Genomic DNA, 16,791 nt, shown 5'->3' on the forward strand with positions numbered 1-16,791 from the left:
GCGGTCGGGGGCGTGGTGCAGGTGCTGCAGCACAAGGGTTCTCGCACACGTGCGCTGCTGGCCTCCTGCCACCCCGAGCCCACCGTGGCCGTCACCGCGGTGGCCGGGCTGCTCGCGGTGGTGGCCGGGCGGGGTGCGGCGAGCCTGTGGGTGCTGGGCGCGGTGCTCACCGGCCAGCTCTCCATCGGGTGGCTCAACGACGCGGTGGACGCCGCCCGGGACCGGGCCGCGGGCCGCACCGACAAGCCGGTGGCCCGGGGTGAGCTGAGCACGCGGACCGTCGGCGCCGCCGCGGTGGTCGCGGCGGCGGTGAGCGTGCCGCTGGCGGTGGCCGCGGGCTGGAACGGGCAGAGCGCGGTCGGGGTGACGCTGGGCCTGCACCTGCTGGTGGTCGGTGGGGGCTGGGTCTACGACCTGGGCGTGAAGTCCACGGTGCTGTCGGTGCTGCCCTACGCGGTGGCCTTCGGGGCGCTGCCGGCGTTCGTCGTCGCCCCCGTGGCCACGGTGCCGTGGTGGCTGGTGGCGGCAGGCGCGCTGCTGGGCAGCGGGGCGCACTTCGCCAACGTGCTGCCCGACCTGGCAGCGGACGCAGCCACCGGGGTGCGTGGGCTGCCGCACGTGCTGGGCGCCCGCGGGTCGGTCACGGCCACCGTGGTGCTGCTGCTGGCCGCGTCGGTGCTGCTGGTGCTGGGCCCGCAGAACCTGCCGTGGGTAGTGGGCGCCGCGGCGCTGGTCACCGCGGTGGTGGCCGTGGGCGTCGGCCTGCTCACCTCGCTCGGGCTCTTCCGCGCGGTGGTGTGGGTGGCGCTGGTGGACGTGGTGCTGCTGGTGCTCTCCGGCAGCGCGCTGCGCTGAGCAGCTGCCCCGCGGCGCCTACATGGAGGCGATGAGGCGGTCCACCCGCTCGTCGACCGAGCGGAACGGGTCCTTGCACAGGATGGTGCGCTGCGCCTGGTCGTTGAGCTTGAGGTGCACCCAGTCGACGGTGAAGTCGCGCTCGGCGTCCTGCGCGGCGGCGATGAACTCACCGCGCAGCTTGGCCCGGGTGGTCTGCGGCGGGGTCTGCTCGGCGGTCTTGATCGCGGTGTCGTCGGTGACCCGAGCGACCAGGCCCTTGCGCTGCAGCAGGTCGAAGATGCCGCGGCCGCGCCGGATGTCGTGGTAGGCGAGGTCCAGCTGGGCGATCCGCGGGCTGGACAGGTCCATGTCGTGCTTGTCCTGGTAGCGCTGGAACAGCTTCTGCTTGATGGCCCAGTCGATCTCGGTGTCCACCTTGGACATGTCGTCGGACTCCACGGCGTCCAGGGTGCGCCCCCACAGCTCCACCACGCGGTCCATGCTCGGGTCGGGCTCGCGGCGGGTGAGGTAGTCGACCGCCTTGGAGTGGTACTCCCGCTGGATGTCCAGGGCGCTGGCCCCCTTGCCCCCGGCCAGGCGCACGGGGCGCCGGCCGGTGAGGTCGTGGCTGATCTCCCGGATGGCGCGGATGGGGTTGTCCAGCGCGAAGTCGCGGAAGACCACCCCCTCCTCGATCATCTCCAGCACCAGGGCGGCGGAACCCACCTTGAGCATGGTGGTGGTCTCGGCCATGTTCGAGTCACCCACGATGACGTGCAGCCGGCGGTACTTCTCGGCGTCGGCGTGCGGCTCGTCGCGGGTGTTGATGATGGGCCGCGAGCGGGTGGTGGCGGAGGAGACGCCCTCCCAGATGTGCTCGGCGCGCTGGCTGAGGCAGAAGCGCGAGCCCCGCGGGGTGTGCAGCACCTTGCCCGCGCCGGCGATCAGCTGGCGGGTGACCAGGAACGGCAGGAGCACCTCCGACAGCCGGGAGAACTCACCCTGGCGGCCGATCAGGTAGTTCTCGTGGCAGCCGTAGGAGTTGCCGGCCGAGTCGGTGTTGTTCTTGAACAGGAAGATGTCGCCACCGATGCCCTCGTCGGCCAGGCGCTGCTCGGCGTCGGTCAGCAGCTCCTCGAGGATCCGCTCGCCCGCCTTGTCGTGGCTGACCAGCTGCACCAGGTCGTCGCACTCGGCCGTGGCGTACTCGGGGTGCGAACCGACGTCGAGGTAGAGCCGCGCGCCGTTGCGGAGGAAGACGTTGGAGCTGCGACCCCAGGAGACCACCCGTCGGAACAGGTAGCGGGCAACCTCGTCCGGACTCAGCCTGCGCTGGCCCTTGAAGGTGCACGTGACGCCGAACTCGGTCTCGATACCCATGATTCGTCGCTGCACCTTGTCGACCCTACTCAGCCCGGAGGCTGCGGCGCTGAACGACGAGCAGCATCACCTGGTCAGCGACGAAGAGACTTGTCAGGCAACTGGACCGGGGCCCGGCTCCGGGGTCTCGTCCGTCCCGGCGCTGGTGGTGCCCTCGCCCGCCGGCGGCGCAGGCTCGGGGCTGGTGGCGGCCTGGGCCGGCAGCAGGGTGGCCAGCTGTGCGGCGGCCAGCCGGCGGAACGCCCGGCGTGGGCGCGCCTGCTCCAGGACGGCGACCTCCAGCGAGTCCACCGGCACCGAGCGGGCGCCGCCGTTGGTGTGCTGCTGCAGCGCGGCCACGGCCAGCTCCAGCGCCGCCTTGAGCTGCAGCCCCGGCTGGTAGTGCTCCTTGAGGTAGGCCGACAGCGGCTCGGTGCTGCCGCCCATCACGATGAACCGCGACTCGTCGGCGATGGAGCCGTCGTAGGTGATCCGGTAGAGCTGCGCCACCGGCTCCGACGCCTCCGGCCGGCCCACCTCGGCCACGCAGATCTCGACCTCGTAGGGCTTGGGCTGCTCGGTGAAGATGGTGCCCAGCGTCTGGGCGTAGGCGTTGGCCAGCGACTGCCCGGTGACGTCGCGGCGGTCGTAGGAGTACCCACGCAGGTCGGCGTGCTGGATGCCGGCGCGGCGCAGGTTCTCGAACTCGTTGTACTTGCCCACCGCGGCGAAGCCGATGCGGTCGTAGATCTCGCTGACCTTGTGCAGGGTGGCCGAGGGGTTCTCCGCCACGAACAGCACGCCGTCGGCGCAGGTGAGCACCACGACGCTGCGACCTCGGCCGATTCCCTTGCGCGCCAGCTCCGAGCGATCGCGCATGATCTGCTCGGCGGAGGCGTAGTACGGCATGGTCACGGCGGGGCTCCTGTGCTCGGCTCGGGTCGGGACGGGTGGGAGGTGCTCAGCCGCCGGGGTTGAGGTGCCGCTCGGCCACCACGGCCTCGGCGACCTCGGCCACCTGGGGCTCGGGCAGCCGCACCGCACCGTGCTCGGCGGTGATGGTGACCACCGACGGGTACAGCCCGCGGACCAGGTCCGGCCCACCGGTGGCGGTGTCGTCGTCAGCGGCGTCGTAGAGCGCCTCCACGGCGGCCCGCACCGCGGTGGCCTCGTCGCTGTCGGCCACGTAGCGCTTCTTCAGCGCCGAGCGCGCGAACAGCGAGCCCGACCCGACGCTGTGGAAGCCGGAGTGCTCCTCGTAGCGCCCGCCGGTGACGTCGTAGGTGATGATCCGGCCGGCGTGCACCGAGTCGGTCGCGTCCACGTCGTAGCCGACGAACAGCGGCACCACGGCCAGTCCCTGCATGGCCGCGCCCAGGTTGGAGCGGACCATCGAGGCCAGCCGGTTGGCCTTGCCGTCCAGCGACAGCGGCATGCCCTCGATCTTCTCGTAGTGCTCCAGCTCCACGGCGAACAGCCGCACCAGCTCGATGGCCACGCCGGCCGTGCCGGCGATGCCCACCGCGGAGTGCTCGTCGGTGACGAAGACCTTCTCGATGTCGCGCTGGGCGATGAGGTTGCCCATGGTGGCGCGCCGGTCACCCGCGATCAGCACGCCCCCACCGAAGGTGAGGGCGACGATCGTGGTGCCGTGCGGTGCCATGTTCTCGGTGAGGGTGCTGGTGGGGTGCCGGTTGCCCGGGAGCAGCTCCGGGGCGGTGCGGCGCAGGTAGTCCGTGAACGACGAGGTGTCCGGACTGGCCCCTTCTCTCATTCCCCACCCTTCTGCACGTAGGCGCGGACGAACTCCTCCGCGTTCTCCTCCAGCACGTCGTCGATCTCGTCCAGGATGTCGTCGGTGTCCGAGCTCTGCTGCTCGCGACGCTCCTGGCCGGCGCCACCGAGCTCCTCGGCACCCTCGTCGTCGCCACCACCACTGCGCTTGGTCTGCTCCTGGGCCATGTTCGACTCCCTCGTTCTCTGGTGCCGTTGCTGGGGGACCAGCGCGTGCACGTCCCTATCGAAACACTACCCACGCGCCCCTGCCCAGGACGCGAGGTGACCGCGGCCGGTCAGCCGTTGGTGAGCGCGTCCACCAGCTCCACGGCCGAGTCGACCGAGTCCAGCAGCGCCCCCACGTGCGCCTTGCTCCCCCGCAGCGGCTCGAGCGTGGGGATGCGGACCAGCGACTTGCGGCCGACGTCGAAGATCACCGAGTCCCAGCTCGCGGCGGTGATGTCGGCGCCGAAGCGGCGCAGGCACTCGCCGCGGAAGTAGGCGCGGGTCTCGGTGGGCGGGTTGGTGACCGCGGCCAGCACCTGCTCCTCGGTGGTCAGGCGCTTCATCGAGCCCCGGGCCACCAGCCGGTTGTACAGCCCCTTGTCCAGGCGCACGTCGGAGTACTGCAGGTCCACCAGGTGCAGGCGGGAGGCGCCCCAGCCCAGGCCCTCGCGGTCGCGGAAGCCCTGCAGCAGGCGCAGCTTGGCCGGCCAGTCCAGCAGCGACGCGCACTCCATCGGGTCGCGCTCGAGCATGTCCAGCACCCGCGCCCAGGTGGCCAGCACGTCCTCGGTGCGCTCGTCGCGCTCGCGGTCCAGCGCCACCATCTGCGACACGCGCTCGTGGTAGATCCGCTGCAGCTGCAGCCCGGTGAGGCGTCGGCCGTCGGCCAGCTCCACCCGCTGCTTGAGCGTGGGGTCGTGGCTGATCTGGTGCACCGCCTGCACGGGGTGCGCCAGCTGCAGGTCGGAGAGGTCGGCGCCGTGCTCGATGAGGTCGAGCACCAGCGCGGTGGTGCCCAGCTTGAGGTAGGTGGCGGTCTCGGCGAGGTTGGCGTCGCCGATGATCACGTGCAGCCGGCGGTACTTGTCCGCGTCGGCGTGCGGCTCGTCACGGGTGTTGATGATGCCGCGCTTGAGGGTGGTCTCCAGCCCGACCTCGACCTCCATGTAGTCGGCGCGCTGGGACAGCTGGAAGCCGTCCTTCTCGCCGGCCTGGCCGATGCCCACCCGACCGGAGCCGACGATCACCTGGCGGGAGGCGAAGAACGGGGTCAGGCCCACCACGATGGCGTCGAACGGGGTGGAGCGGGCCATCAGGTAGTTCTCGTGGGTGCCGTAGGAGGCGCCCTTGCCGTCGATGTTGTTCTTGTACAGCTGCAGCTTGGGGGCGCCGGGAACGCTGCCGGCGTGCAGCGCCGCGCGCTCCATCACCCGCTCGCCGGCCTTGTCCCAGATGACCCCGTCCAGCGGGTCGGTCACCTCGGGGGCGGCGAACTCCGGGTGGGCGTGGTCGACGTAGAGGCGGGCGCCGTTGGTGAGGATCATGTTGGCCGCGCCGACCTCGTCCACGTCGATCACCGGCGTGGGCTGGCCAGGACGGGTGAGGTCGAAGCCGCGGGCGTCGCGCAGCGGCGACTCCACCTCGTAGTCCCAGCGGGTGCGCTTGGTGCGCGGCACCGCCGCGGCGGCGGCGTAGGCCAGCACTGCCTGGGTGGAGGTCAGGATCGGGTTGGCCGTGGGGTTGCCCGGCGAGGAGATGCCGTACTCCACCTCGGTGCCCATGATTCTTCGCATGCGCACAATCTACGGCCGCACCGCGCGCAGCGACGTTCGTGGTTGGTGGTACTTGCAGACGCACCCACCACCGCGAAAGCGTCTGTGACGCTACCAAGTGGACGTGACCGGCTCGGACACCCGCTGCCGACCGTCCGTTCGCGCGCCTCAGACCTGCTCGGCCTTGGTGTGTCGGTCCACCTCGTCGGGGTCGGAGTCCCACACCACCAGCTCGGCCAGCACCTCGGCGACCTCCGGTGCGGTGAGCAGTGCCAGGTGGCCGGTGCTGGGCAGCACGTGCAGCTCGTCCAGCGGACCGCGGGCGCTGTGCAGCGGCACCAGCCCGTCACCCACGGCCGCAGCCCACCAGGTCTGCGGGTCCGCCGCCAGCGTCGCGGTGACACCCACGTGGCGCACGCCCGGCACCAGCGGCAGCCGGTTGGCGCGACGCAGGTCGTCGATGCCGACGCTGCGCACGTCGATCAGCTCGCCCCAGCTGCGGCTGCCCCACCACCAGCTCAGCGCCCGCGCCAGCCGGTGTGCGCCGTCGGCCAGCGGAGCTCCCTCGTGCGGGGTGCCCAGGTAGCAGACCGTGCGCACCCGCTCCAGCCACGTCTGCGCCTCGTCGTGGTGGCACGCCTCGCGCAGCACCAGCCCGCCCATGGAGTGCCCGACCAGGTCGATGCGCTCCACCGGCACCGGCCACGCCTGCAGCAGCTCGCCGAGCAGCCCGGCCAGGCGCGCGCCGTTCTCGGCGATCGAGCGGCCGGTGTTGTACCGCATCACCACCGGGGTGACGCCGAGCTCGGCCAGGTGCTCACCGTGGCTGCCGCGGCCCTGGTGCCGGTACCACCACGCCTGCTCGGTCTCCCCCAGCCCGTGCACGAACACCGCGAGGTGACCGGTGGCGGTGGTGTAGGAGGCGGTGAGCAGCGCGGTGTCCAGCCCCACGACCTTGCGCTGGTGGTGCGGACCCAGCTCCACGGCCAGGTGGTTGCCGTCGGCCAACAGCTGGTCACCCAGCAGGCCGTTGACCGCGCCCACCAGCACGGAGCCAGCCGCCGTGCCGGTGACGACGTGGGACACCCGCTCCGCGGGCAGCTGGTCGCTGACCGCGGTCACGATCCCGGCCGTGGCCCGCGCACCGGCGCGCACCCCGGCGTAGGTCAGGGCGGCGATGCTGTTGTGCACCAGCCACGCGGGCAGCCCGAACGGACCGACCGCGGCGAAGACGGTGTTGGCGATCGTGCGGTGCGTGCCCTGCACCGGTCGGCTGAGCACGTCGACCGCATGGGCGAGCAGCTGAGCGGTGGCCCCGACCTCGTTCCTGGTCGGTGTCGCTCGTGTGCCCTGCTCGCCCATGCGGCCCCCTGGTGCCTGGAGTCGCCCCGGGACCTAGAGGTACTGCCCGGTGTTCGACTCGGTGTCGATCGCCCGGCTGGCTCCGGCGGACTTGCCGGTGACCAGCGTGCGGATGTAGACGATGCGCTCGCCCTTCTTGCCCGAGATCCTCGCCCAGTCGTCGGGATTTGTCGTGTTGGGCAGGTCCTCGTTCTCCGCGAACTCGTCCACGATCGAGTCGAGCAGGTGCTGCACCCGCAATCCGGTGGCCCCGGTCTCCAGCACCTCCTTGATGGCGTACTTCTTGGAGCGGTCGACGATGTTCTGGATCATCGCGCCGGAGTTGAAGTCCTTGAAGTACAGGACCTCCTTGTCGCCGTTGGCGTAGGTGACCTCGAGGAACCGGTTGTCGTCGGTCTCGCTGTACATCCGCTCCACCACCCGCTGGATCATGCCGGTGATGCAGGCCTGGCGGTCGCCGTCGAACTCGGCGAGGTCCTCCTCGTTGATCGGCAGGTCCGGGGTGAGGTACTTGGAGAAGATGTCCTCCGCCGACTCCGCGTCGGGCCGCTCGATCTTGATCTTCACGTCCAGGCGGCCGGGCCGCAGGATGGCCGGGTCGATCATGTCCTCGCGGTTGGAGGCGCCGATGACGATGACGTTCTCCAGGCCCTCCACGCCGTCGATCTCGCTGAGCAGCTGCGGGACGATGGTGGTCTCCACGTCCGAGGAGACCCCCGACCCGCGGGTGCGGAAGATGGAGTCCATCTCGTCGAAGAACACGATCACCGGCGTGCCCTCGGAGGCCTTCTCCCTGGCGCGCTGGAAGATCACCCGGATGTGCCGCTCGGTCTCGCCGACGAACTTGTTGAGCAGCTCGGGGCCCTTGATGTTGAGGAAGAACGACTTGGCCTCGCGGGGGTTGTCGCCCCGCGCCTCGGCGATCTTCTTGGCCAACGAGTTGGCCACCGCCTTGGCGATGAGGGTCTTGCCGCAGCCGGGCGGGCCGTAGAGCAGCACCCCCTTGGGCGGGCGCAGCGCGTACTCCTTGAACAGCTCGGCGTGCAGGAAGGGCAGCTCCACCGCGTCCCGGATCTGGTCGATCTGCCGGCCCAGACCACCGATGTCGGAGTAGTCGACGTCGGGCACCTCCTCCAGCACCAGGTCCTCGACCTCGGCCTTGGGCACCCGCTCGTAGGCGTAGCCGGCCTTGGTGTCCACCAGCAGGGAGTCACCGGGACGCAGGACCAGCGGGTCCGGGTCGTCCGGGTCGGCGATCAGGGGGTCGGCCAGCCAGACCACGCGCTCCTCGTCGGCGTGGCCCACCACCAGGGCACGCTGGCCGCCGTCGAGCAGCTCCCGCAGGGCCGACACCTCGCCGACCCGCTCGAAGCCGGTGCTCTGCACCACCGTGAGGGCCTCGTTCAGCCGCACCGTCTGGCCCCGGCTGAGGTCGCTGATGCTCAGTGCCGGGGAGACCACGAGCCGCATCCGCCGGCCCGAGGTGAACACGTCCACCGTGTCGTCGTCGTTGGCGTCGAGGAAGACGCCGTATCCACTGGGGGGCTGCGCGAGTCGGTCCACCTCCTCCTGCAGCACCAGCAGCTGTTGGCGGGCGTCCTTGAGGATCTCGAGCAGCTTGGCGTTGCGCTGGGTCAGGGAATCGATCTTTCGAGCAGAGGCCTCGGGTGCTCCCGCTTGCTCGTCGGTAGTGTCCGGCCGATCTGATGTGCTCACCGGCGTCTCCTCGCGTAGGGAACTTCTACGCTACAAGGATGCGTCGACAGGGGTCGAGTGATGGCCACCACGCGGTACTGTCCACCCTGGTCAGCGGCGGGACACGCGAAGGGGGCCCACGTGGCGCGAAGGTCCTGGCACGCTGCGGCTCTCGCGGCGTGCCTGGCGGCGGCCGGGACGAGCCTGGTGGCGTGCACCGTGGACGGCACCGCCGTGGCGGAGCCCCAGGCCACCACCACCGTGCCCACCTCCACCGCCTCCACCGCCGCGAGCAGCACCTCCCGGGCGCCCACGACGGCTCCCAGCACGACGACCACCCGTGCCACGACTCCGACGTCGTCGGCCGCAGCCACCCCCACGGTGCCGGAGGCGGCGCTCACCGAGGCGCCCACCCCCGCCGAGCTGGACCAGATCACTCGCTTCAGCACCGCGTTCGTGCGGGCGATCAGTGACGGTGACCTCGCCGCGATGCGCACCCTGCTGTGTGGTTCCCTGGCCGAGCAGCACAACCGGCAGGTCGACCAACCGGCCACCCCGACGACCTTCGTCCGGGTCTCCGACGTCGGGCTGACCACCGACCGCACGAGCGCCGCGGTGACGGTCTGGGCCTACCGGGTGTCCATGGGCCCGCCGGCCAAGCCGGAGAAGTTCGTGCTCACCAAGAGCGGCGACACCTGGCAGGCGTGCGAGCGCAAGACCCGCTGAGCACCGGCTGGAAACCCCACGCGAGGGGCGCGGTGGCGGCGTACCGTCCGAGGTCGGAGAGGACGGTCGGCGACGAGAGGGTTCGCGGATGACGGGTTCGCACGACGACGACCCGGACGGCCGCCACGGGCAGGAGCCGCGTCACGACACGCCGTACTGGCCCTTCGCCGACCAGCCGCCAGCGGGCGATGACGATCCCACCGCCACTCACCCGAGTCCGGACCAGCCGCCGATGGGCTACCCGCCACCGGACTACAGCACACCCCTCTACGGCACACCCGTCTACGGGGCGCCGGACTACCCGCCACCGGACTACCGCACGCCCGAGCCCGGCACGCCGGGAGCCGGGCCGGGCGGTCAGCCACCGGGGTACGCCCCCACCTGGTACCTGCCCCTCGACGACACCGGGTACGGACCGCCCTCGTACGGCCCGGGCTCCTACGGTGGCGGTCCTGGCGGACCCGGCCAGGGACCTCCCCAGCCTCCGCCAGGGCACCGCACGCCGTCACCGTTCACCCTCGTGGTGGTGGTCGTGGCGGTGCTGGGCGCTCTGGTGGCGGTGTTCGCCCTGGGCACCCAGACTGACGACACCAGCAGTGCCACGCCCTCGCCCACGGTGACCGGGGTGACCGGGGTGACGGTGCTTCCCCCACTGCCCACCACCACCCGCCGGAGCGTCCCACCGAGCACCGCCCCGTCGACACCACCGTCCCGGCCGCCGACCTTCAGCACCGGCCCGTCGAGAACCGGTCCGCCAAGAACCGTCCCGCCGACCACCACCGCGGTGCCGCCGGGCACGGCCCTCACCATCCCCCCCGGTGCCGCTGCACCGGGCCTGTCGCCGAGCCCCTCGCAGACCGCGCAGATCAGTGCCCTCGGCGCGGCCCTGGTGACGGCGATCGGTGATGCCGACCAGGCCAGCCTCACCCGGCTGACCTGTGGTCCCCTGGCCGAGGAGCTGAGCCTGCAGCCCACCGAGCCCGACCCCACGGTGCTCGAGCGGGTGGACAACATCCGGGTCAGCTCCGACGGCGCCAGCGGAACCATGGACGTGTGGGCCTACACGATGGGCACCGGCCCGCCCGCCACCCAGGTCACCTTCCAGGTGCAGCTGGTCAACGGCGCCTGGCGCGCGTGCGACTACAGCTACTGAGCGGTCCACGCGGAAGTGGCGAGCACCTGCCGCGCTAGCCCTTGCTGGGGCGGCGCTGTGGGCGTGGCGTCACGGTGCCCTCCGCCAGGCGCCGGGCCCGCACCAGGAAGGCGGTGTGGCCCTGCATGCGGTGCTCCGGGCGCACGGCCAGTCCCACCACGTGCCAGCCGCGTACCAGGGTCTCCCAGGAGTACGGCTCGGTCCAGCACTCCTGCTCCCGCAGTGCCTCCACGACCCGGGACAGCTGGGTGACGGTGGCGACGTAGACCACCAGCACCCCGCCCGGCACCAGCACGTCCTTGACCTTGGGCAGCACCTGCTCCGGGGAGAGCATGTCCAGCACCACCCGGTCGACCTCGCCGTCGAACTCGTTGACGTCGGCCACGGTGAGGTCCCAGTTGGCTGGGCGCTCGCCGAAGAAGGTCTCCACGTTGCGCACCGCGTGCACGGCGTGGTCGTCGCGCACCTCGTAGGAGATCACCTTGCCCTCCGGGCCGACCGCGCGCAGCAGCGAGCAGGTGAGCGCGCCGGAGCCGGCCCCGGCCTCCAGCACCCGCGCACCGGGGAACATGTCTCCCTCGGTGATGATCTGCGAGGCGTCCTTGGGATAGATCACCTGGGCGCCGCGCGGCATCGACAGCACGTAGTCGGTGAGCAGCGGCCGCAACGCCAGGTAGGCGGTGCCGGCCACCGACTTGACCACGCCGCCCTCGGGGGTGCCGATGAGGTCGTCGTGGGCCACGGCACCGCGGTGGGTGTGGTACTCACCACCCTCGGCCAGGACGATGGTGTAGTGGCGTCCCTTGCTGTCGGTGAGCTGGACTCGGTCGCCGACGCGGAACGGCCCGCTGTGCGCCATCGTGTAGGACTCCCTGCTGGTTGCGTGTTGCTGGTTGCTGGCTCGAGTGAGGGTGGCCCGAAGTTGTCGGGGCCAGCGCCTAGGGTGCCAGCATGAGCAATTTGACCGGGTCAGTGCCCCCGTCGGCCGCCGTCGGGGAGACCGTGCCCACGGCCACCCAGGCAGGGACGGAGCACGGCGAGGCCGGGCCGCCGGCAGTGCACCAGGTCGCCGTGGAGGAGGCCGCAGTGGAGGAGGCCGCAGTGGACGCCGCGGCCGGGCAGGCGGCCCCGGTGCGGGAGCGGCGCCGGCCCGCGCTGTCCCCGTCCCGGGCGGGTGACTTCAAGCAGTGCCCGCTGCTGTACCGCTTCCGCGCGGTCGACCGCCTCCCGGAGACGGCCAGCACCGCACAGGTGCGGGGCACCGTGGTGCACGCCGCGCTGGAGCAGCTCTACAGCCTGCCCGCCGACCAGCGGCACCTGGACAACGCGCGCACCCTGGTGGCCCCCGCGTGGGAGCGTACCGTGGCGGAGTCACCCGAGCTGGCGCAGATGTTCGGGGCGGACGAGCTGCCGGAGTTCCTCGAGGCCGCCCAGGCCCTGGTCACCCGGTACTTCACCATGGAGGACCCCACTCGGTTCGAGCCCGAGTCCTGCGAGCTGCGGGTGGAGATCGAGCTGGACGACGGGGTGCTGCTGCGCGGGTTCGTGGACCGGATCGACGTGGCGCCGGACGGCCAGGTGCGGGTGGTGGACTACAAGACCGGTGCCGCCCCGCGCGAGATCGGCGAGGGCCGGGCCATGTTCCAGATGAAGTTCTACGCCGTGGCGCTGTGGCGGCTGCGCGGCGTGGTCCCCTCCCAGCTCAAGCTGATGTACCTCGCCGACGGCCAGGTGCTGCAGTACCGCCCCGACGAGGACGAGCTGCGCCGGTTCGAGCGCACGCTGTCCGCCATCTGGCAGGCCATCCTGCAGGCGGGTGCCACCGGTGACTTCCGGCCCAACCCCAGCAAGCTGTGCGACTGGTGCGACCACAAGTCCCGCTGCCCCGCCTTCGGCGGTACCCCGCCGCCCTACCCGGGCTGGCCGAGCGATCCGGCGTCGGGTGAAACCAACCTCCTGGAGCACGTGGGATGAGCCTGAGCGCGTCGGCCAGCCCCGCCTACTACCTGCCGCTGCCCAGGGCCGCCGACGGCGCGGAGCGCTTCGCCTCCACCGAGCACACGGTGGGTCCCTGGTCGGCGCAGATGCAGCACCTGAGCCCACCGTCGGCGCTGCTGGTGCGGGCCCTGCAGCGGTGCGCACCCCGGCCAGGCACCCGGCTCACCCGCGTGACCGTCGAGGTGCTGGGCCCGGTGCCCCGTGCGGACCTCACCGTGCGCGCCTCGGTGGTGCGCCCCGGCCGGCAGGTCGAGCTGCTCGCTGCTGAGCTCACCACCACCGACGACGCCGGCGACGAGCGCACCGTGGTGCGCGCCAGCGCCTGGCGGATGGCCACCACCGACACCACCGCGGTCGCGGTCAGCCACGAGGAACCGCTCGCCCCGGCCGGCGAGGGCAGCGCGCACCAGGCCCCCGCCTACTGGGTGCCCGGCTACCTCGACTCCGTGGAGTGGTCGTGGATCAGCGGCTTTCTGTCCGAGGCGGGTCCGGGGTCGGGCTGGGGACGGCCACGGGTGCAGCTGGTGGCCGGGGAGAAGCTCGACCCGCTGGAGTCGCTGTTCGCAGTGGTCGACTCCGCCAACGGCATGGCCGCGCCGCTGGACGTGCGCAAGTGGACCTTCCTCAACACCGACCTCACCGTGCACCTGTACCGGCAGCCGGTCGGCGAGTGGACCGGCGTCTCCGCCACCACCAGCATCGGCCCGGACGGCGTGGGGCTGTGCGCCGCCACCCTGCACGACGAGGCCGGACCGGTGGGCCGCTCCGAGCAGATCCTGCTGGTCCGCCCGCGCTAGCTCAGCGGCGGGCGCCCAGCTGGCTCACATGCGGCAGGAGCGAATGTCCGAGGCCAGGATCGCCTTGACACCCAGCGCGGACAGCTCGTCCATCACGGAGTTCGACTGGGTGCGCGCCACCATCGCCCGCACTGCCATCCAGTCCTCGTCGGCCATCGGCGACAGCGTGGGTGACTCCAGGCCGGGCGTGATCTGCAGCGCCTCGTTGAGCACCGCCCGCGGGCAGTCGTAGTCGAGCATCACGTACTGCTGGGCGAACACCACACCCTGGATGCGGGCGGCCAGCTGGTCGCGGGCCCGGTCCCCGGCGGGGGCGCCGGCCTGCTCGATGAGCACCGCCTCCGAGGCGCACAGCACGTCCCCGAAGGCCACCAGGTCGTGCTGGCGCAGCGTGCGGCCCGAGCCCACCACGTCGGCGATGGCGTCAGCCACGCCCAGCTGGATGGAGATCTCCACCGCCCCGTCCAGGCGGATGACGGTGGCCTCCAGCCCGCGCGCAGCCAGGTCGTTGTGCACCAGCGTCGGGTAGGAGGTGGCGATGCGCAGCCCGGCCAGGTCCTCCGGCTTCCACTCCCGGCCCGCCGGTGCGGCGTAGCGGAAGCTGGAGCGGCCGAAGCCCAGGGCCACCCGCTCCTGCACGGCGGCACCAGAGTCCAGCGCCAGGTCGCGGCCGGTGATGCCCAGGTCGAGCTCACCCGAGGCCACGTAGATGGCGATGTCCTTGGGCCGCAGGAAGAAGAACTCCACCTGGTTGGCGGGGTCGAGCACGGTGAGGTCGCGGGAGTCGGTGCGGCGCCGGTAGCCGGCCTCGCTGAGCATCTCGGCGGCGGACTCGGACAGCGAGCCCTTGTTGGGGACGGCAACACGAAGCATGGGTGGTTCCTTACGCGGTGGGGGACGAACAGGCCGAGGGACGGCGGCCGCCGTGGTGGCGGACCGGCCGTCACAGATGGCGGTAGACGTCCTCCAGGGTGAGCCCGCGGCCGATCATCAGCACCTGCGCCCAGTAGAGGAGCTGAGAGATCTCCTCGGCCAGCGCCTCGTCACTCTCGTGCTCGGCGGCGATCCACACCTCGCCGGCCTCCTCGAGCACCTTCTTGCCCTGCGCATGCACCCCGGCGTCGAGGGCCGCAACGGTGCCGGAGCCGGCGGGGCGGGTGGCTGCGCGCTCGGAGAGCTCGGCGAACAGCGTGTCGAAGGTCTTCACGAGCGCCGATTCTCCCACGAGGCCTCGACCGGGCTGACACCCGCCGACCACGCCGCGCAGAGGTCGGCCCACGTCACGCCCTCCAGCGACTCCCGCAGCACCCGGCCGGGACCCTCGGACACCTCGATCTCGCAAGGCACCACCAGCACGGGGCAGCCCGCGGCCTCGGCTGCGGCCGTGCCGGTGGGCGAGTCCTCCACCACCAGGCACTCCCCCGGCTCCAGACCGAGCAGCTCGGCGGCGCGCAGGTACGGGTCCGGGGCGGGCTTGCCGTGGGCCACCTCGTCGCCGCAGACGGTGACGGTGAAGCGCTCCGGGCCCATGGTGGCCAGCGCCTTGTCCGCCAGCATCCGGGCGGTGTTGGTGACCAGCGCCATCGGCACTCCCGCCTGCTGCACCAGGTGCAAGGTCTCCTCCGCGCCGGGGCGCCACGTCAGCGCCTCGGCGAACAGCTCGCCGGTGCGGGTGAGCATCCAGGTGGCGGCGTCGTCCATCGCCGGCTGCTCCAGCGGCAGGCCCAGGTCGGTGAACATCAGCTCGATGGCCATCGCCGTGCTGGAGCCGATCATGGCCCGGCGGGCGGTGGGGCTGAGCTCGCCGCCCAGGTCGCGGGCCAGCTCGTGCAGGGCCACGTCCCACAGCCGCTCGGAGTCCAGCAGGGTGCCGTCCATGTCCCAGAGCACGGCCCGCGGCTGGCGACTCCCCCCCTCCGGGTGCTGACCTGCAGGTTCACGAGAAAACGCGGTACTCAGAATGCCCTCCGAAGAGCGTGGTGTGACTAGTCGTGCCACGTCCCATCCTAGATCTCCCCTCAGCTGCGCTGGCGCAGGCTGGTGAGCACCAGCGCCCCGATGATGGCGACGACCCCGCCGACGAGGAGGGGCACCTCGGCCGCGACCTCGTCCACGAGGACACCCCCCACCGCCGCGCCGACAGCGATGGCGACGTTGCAGACCGTCACGATGACGCCACCGACCTGCTCGAGGTGCGCCGGTTCGGTCCTGGCTCCCCAGCTGAGCACGGTCGTCGGGATGCCGCCGAAACCGAAGCCCCACAACAGGGCCGCGACGAACAGGGCCGCGACCGAGCCGCCGGCGGTGAACATGACGATCATCCCGGCCCCCAGGACCACGGGGAACAGGAACAGCCCCGTGCGCGGCGATCGGTCAACCAGTGGCCCGGCGAGTGCCGTGCCGAGGAAGTTGGCCACGCCGAACACGAGGAGCAGCACGGCGAAGCTGCCGCCGTCGATCCCCGACATGCTCTCCGCGGCGGGCCGGATGTAGGTGAACCCGCTGAAGTGGCCGCTGAAGACGAGCAGGATCGCGAACAGTCCTGCCAGCACGACGCTGGAGCGCAGGACTGTACCGAGTGCTCGCAGACCACCGCCGGCGGCGGGCGTGACGTGGGGCAGCGTCGCCGCCTGCACAGCCAGTGCCACGGCCGCGACGCCGGCGCCCAGCAGGAACACCCCCCGCCATCCCCAGACGTCGCCGAGCCAGGCCCCGAGCGGAACTGCGGCGACGGTGGCTACTGCGACACCGGAGTTGACCACCGTGAGCGCACGACCGAGATGGTCTGGGGGCACCAGGTGCGCGGCCATCGCGGTGGCCATCGCCCAGAACCCGCCGAGCGCCACACCGAGCAGCAGCCGCGCCGCCAGGAGCACGTACAGGTTCGGCGCCAGCACGACGAGCAGGTTGGAGACGATGGCGAGCAGCGTGAGACCGATCATCACCCGCCGCCGGTCGGCACGCGGCAGCACCACCGCGATGAGCAGTGCGGAGAGTGCGGCGGCGAACGCGGTCACGGTCACCGTCTGGCCCGCTGCGCCAGCCGACACGGCCAGGTCCTCGGCGATCCGAGGAAGCAGGCTCGCCGGCAAGAACTCCGACATGACGATGGCGAAGATCCCCAGGCCCAGGGAAGCCACGCCACCCCAGGAAGCCGGGACGTCCGGGGCCGACACATCGGTTGGTGTGGTCGTGCTGGTCAAGGCTAGATCCCCTCGGTCGTGGTCGACGCCGGTGCTCGGCCAGGTGGCCTGAGCCGGCGTTCACCGACGCTAGGGGCGCCCGTCGGGCCCACCCAGAGCCCTGACGA

The 16,791-nt window shown here is 71.7% G+C and carries 17 protein-coding genes; 5 read left to right on the forward strand and 12 right to left on the reverse strand.

Annotated features, from left to right (window positions below; all coding sequences use genetic code 11):
- Window positions 1–12: 12 nt before the first annotated feature.
- The gene (locus AC3YNX_RS13185; RefSeq protein ID WP_489995740.1) at window positions 13–855 is read left to right on the forward strand and encodes a UbiA family prenyltransferase; all 843 of its coding nucleotides are present in this window, start codon (window positions 13–15) and stop codon (window positions 853–855) included.
- Window positions 856–873: 18 nt separating this feature from the next.
- Here AC3YNX_RS13185 and pafA read toward each other — a convergent pair whose 3' ends face one another.
- The 7 genes from pafA to arc all read right to left on the reverse strand — a co-directional run bounded on the left by pafA (window position 874) and on the right by arc (window position 8,828).
- Window positions 874–2,232 carry a Pup--protein ligase gene (gene pafA, locus AC3YNX_RS13190; protein WP_489995741.1) on the reverse strand — a complete coding sequence of 453 codons (1,359 nt, stop codon included), beginning with the start codon at window positions 2,230–2,232 and terminating at the stop codon, window positions 874–876.
- Between the two features lie 78 nt (window positions 2,233–2,310).
- A complete protein-coding gene (prcA, locus tag AC3YNX_RS13195) occupies window positions 2,311–3,111 on the reverse strand; it encodes a proteasome subunit alpha (protein WP_489983216.1) in 801 nt (266 codons plus the stop codon).
- Window positions 3,112–3,157: 46 nt separating this feature from the next.
- A complete protein-coding gene (prcB, locus tag AC3YNX_RS13200; protein WP_127782920.1) occupies window positions 3,158–3,970 on the reverse strand; it encodes a proteasome subunit beta in 813 nt (270 codons plus the stop codon).
- Window positions 3,967–4,158, reverse strand: a complete 192-nt coding sequence (locus AC3YNX_RS13205; protein ID WP_127782919.1) for a ubiquitin-like protein Pup — start codon at window positions 4,156–4,158, stop codon at window positions 3,967–3,969. The genes prcB and AC3YNX_RS13205 overlap by 4 nt, the downstream gene beginning before the upstream one ends.
- 110 nt (window positions 4,159–4,268) lie before the next feature.
- Window positions 4,269–5,771, reverse strand: coding sequence for a depupylase/deamidase Dop (dop, locus tag AC3YNX_RS13210; RefSeq protein WP_127782918.1), 1,503 nt, complete (start codon window positions 5,769–5,771; stop codon window positions 4,269–4,271).
- Between the two features lie 147 nt (window positions 5,772–5,918).
- On the reverse strand, window positions 5,919–7,112 hold the full coding sequence (locus AC3YNX_RS13215; protein ID WP_489995742.1) for a PGAP1-like alpha/beta domain-containing protein: 1,194 nt from the start codon (window positions 7,110–7,112) through the stop codon (window positions 5,919–5,921).
- Window positions 7,113–7,145: 33 nt separating this feature from the next.
- Window positions 7,146–8,828, reverse strand: coding sequence for a proteasome ATPase (gene arc / locus AC3YNX_RS13220; protein WP_127782916.1), 1,683 nt, complete (start codon window positions 8,826–8,828; stop codon window positions 7,146–7,148).
- 120 nt (window positions 8,829–8,948) lie between these two features.
- Here arc and AC3YNX_RS13225 point away from each other — a divergent pair, with 120 nt between their 5' ends.
- Together AC3YNX_RS13225 and AC3YNX_RS13230 are read left to right on the forward strand one after the other, a co-directional pair.
- Window positions 8,949–9,533 carry a hypothetical protein gene (locus AC3YNX_RS13225; RefSeq protein ID WP_489995743.1) on the forward strand — a complete coding sequence of 195 codons (585 nt, stop codon included), beginning with the start codon at window positions 8,949–8,951 and terminating at the stop codon, window positions 9,531–9,533.
- An 88-nt stretch (window positions 9,534–9,621) separates the two neighbouring features.
- Window positions 9,622–10,686, forward strand: coding sequence for a hypothetical protein (locus AC3YNX_RS13230; RefSeq protein WP_489995744.1), 1,065 nt, complete (start codon window positions 9,622–9,624; stop codon window positions 10,684–10,686).
- 34 nt (window positions 10,687–10,720) lie between these two features.
- Here the strand turns inward: AC3YNX_RS13230 and AC3YNX_RS13235 are convergent, their stop codons facing one another.
- Window positions 10,721–11,545: a tRNA (adenine-N1)-methyltransferase gene (locus AC3YNX_RS13235; protein ID WP_489995745.1), complete on the reverse strand. Its 825-nt coding sequence runs from the start codon at window positions 11,543–11,545 to the stop codon at window positions 10,721–10,723.
- Window positions 11,546–11,637: 92 nt separating this feature from the next.
- On the opposite strand from AC3YNX_RS13235, the gene AC3YNX_RS13240 reads away from it, so the two are divergent.
- Both AC3YNX_RS13240 and AC3YNX_RS13245 read left to right on the forward strand, forming a co-directional pair.
- Window positions 11,638–12,660: a RecB family exonuclease gene (locus tag AC3YNX_RS13240; protein WP_489995746.1), complete on the forward strand. Its 1,023-nt coding sequence runs from the start codon at window positions 11,638–11,640 to the stop codon at window positions 12,658–12,660.
- Entirely contained in the window at window positions 12,657–13,481 is an 825-nt protein-coding gene (locus AC3YNX_RS13245) for a thioesterase family protein (protein ID WP_489995747.1), read from the forward strand. The genes AC3YNX_RS13240 and AC3YNX_RS13245 overlap by 4 nt, the downstream gene beginning before the upstream one ends.
- A 24-nt stretch (window positions 13,482–13,505) precedes the next feature.
- On the opposite strand, the gene hisG is transcribed toward AC3YNX_RS13245, so the two are convergent.
- The 4 genes from hisG to AC3YNX_RS13265 form a co-directional block, all read right to left on the reverse strand.
- Window positions 13,506–14,354: an ATP phosphoribosyltransferase gene (hisG, locus tag AC3YNX_RS13250; RefSeq protein WP_489995748.1), complete on the reverse strand. Its 849-nt coding sequence runs from the start codon at window positions 14,352–14,354 to the stop codon at window positions 13,506–13,508.
- Between the two features lie 70 nt (window positions 14,355–14,424).
- Window positions 14,425–14,688, reverse strand: a complete 264-nt coding sequence (locus AC3YNX_RS13255; protein ID WP_127782909.1) for a phosphoribosyl-ATP diphosphatase — start codon at window positions 14,686–14,688, stop codon at window positions 14,425–14,427.
- Window positions 14,685–15,371: an HAD family hydrolase gene (locus tag AC3YNX_RS13260; RefSeq protein ID WP_277601722.1), complete on the reverse strand. Its 687-nt coding sequence runs from the start codon at window positions 15,369–15,371 to the stop codon at window positions 14,685–14,687. The genes AC3YNX_RS13255 and AC3YNX_RS13260 overlap by 4 nt, the downstream gene beginning before the upstream one ends.
- Window positions 15,372–15,499: 128 nt before the next feature.
- A complete protein-coding gene (locus AC3YNX_RS13265; RefSeq protein WP_489995749.1) occupies window positions 15,500–16,621 on the reverse strand; it encodes an MFS transporter in 1,122 nt (373 codons plus the stop codon).
- Window positions 16,622–16,791: the final 170 nt, after the last annotated feature.

Source organism: Rhodococcus sp. Z13_19A (genome assembly GCF_058133575.1).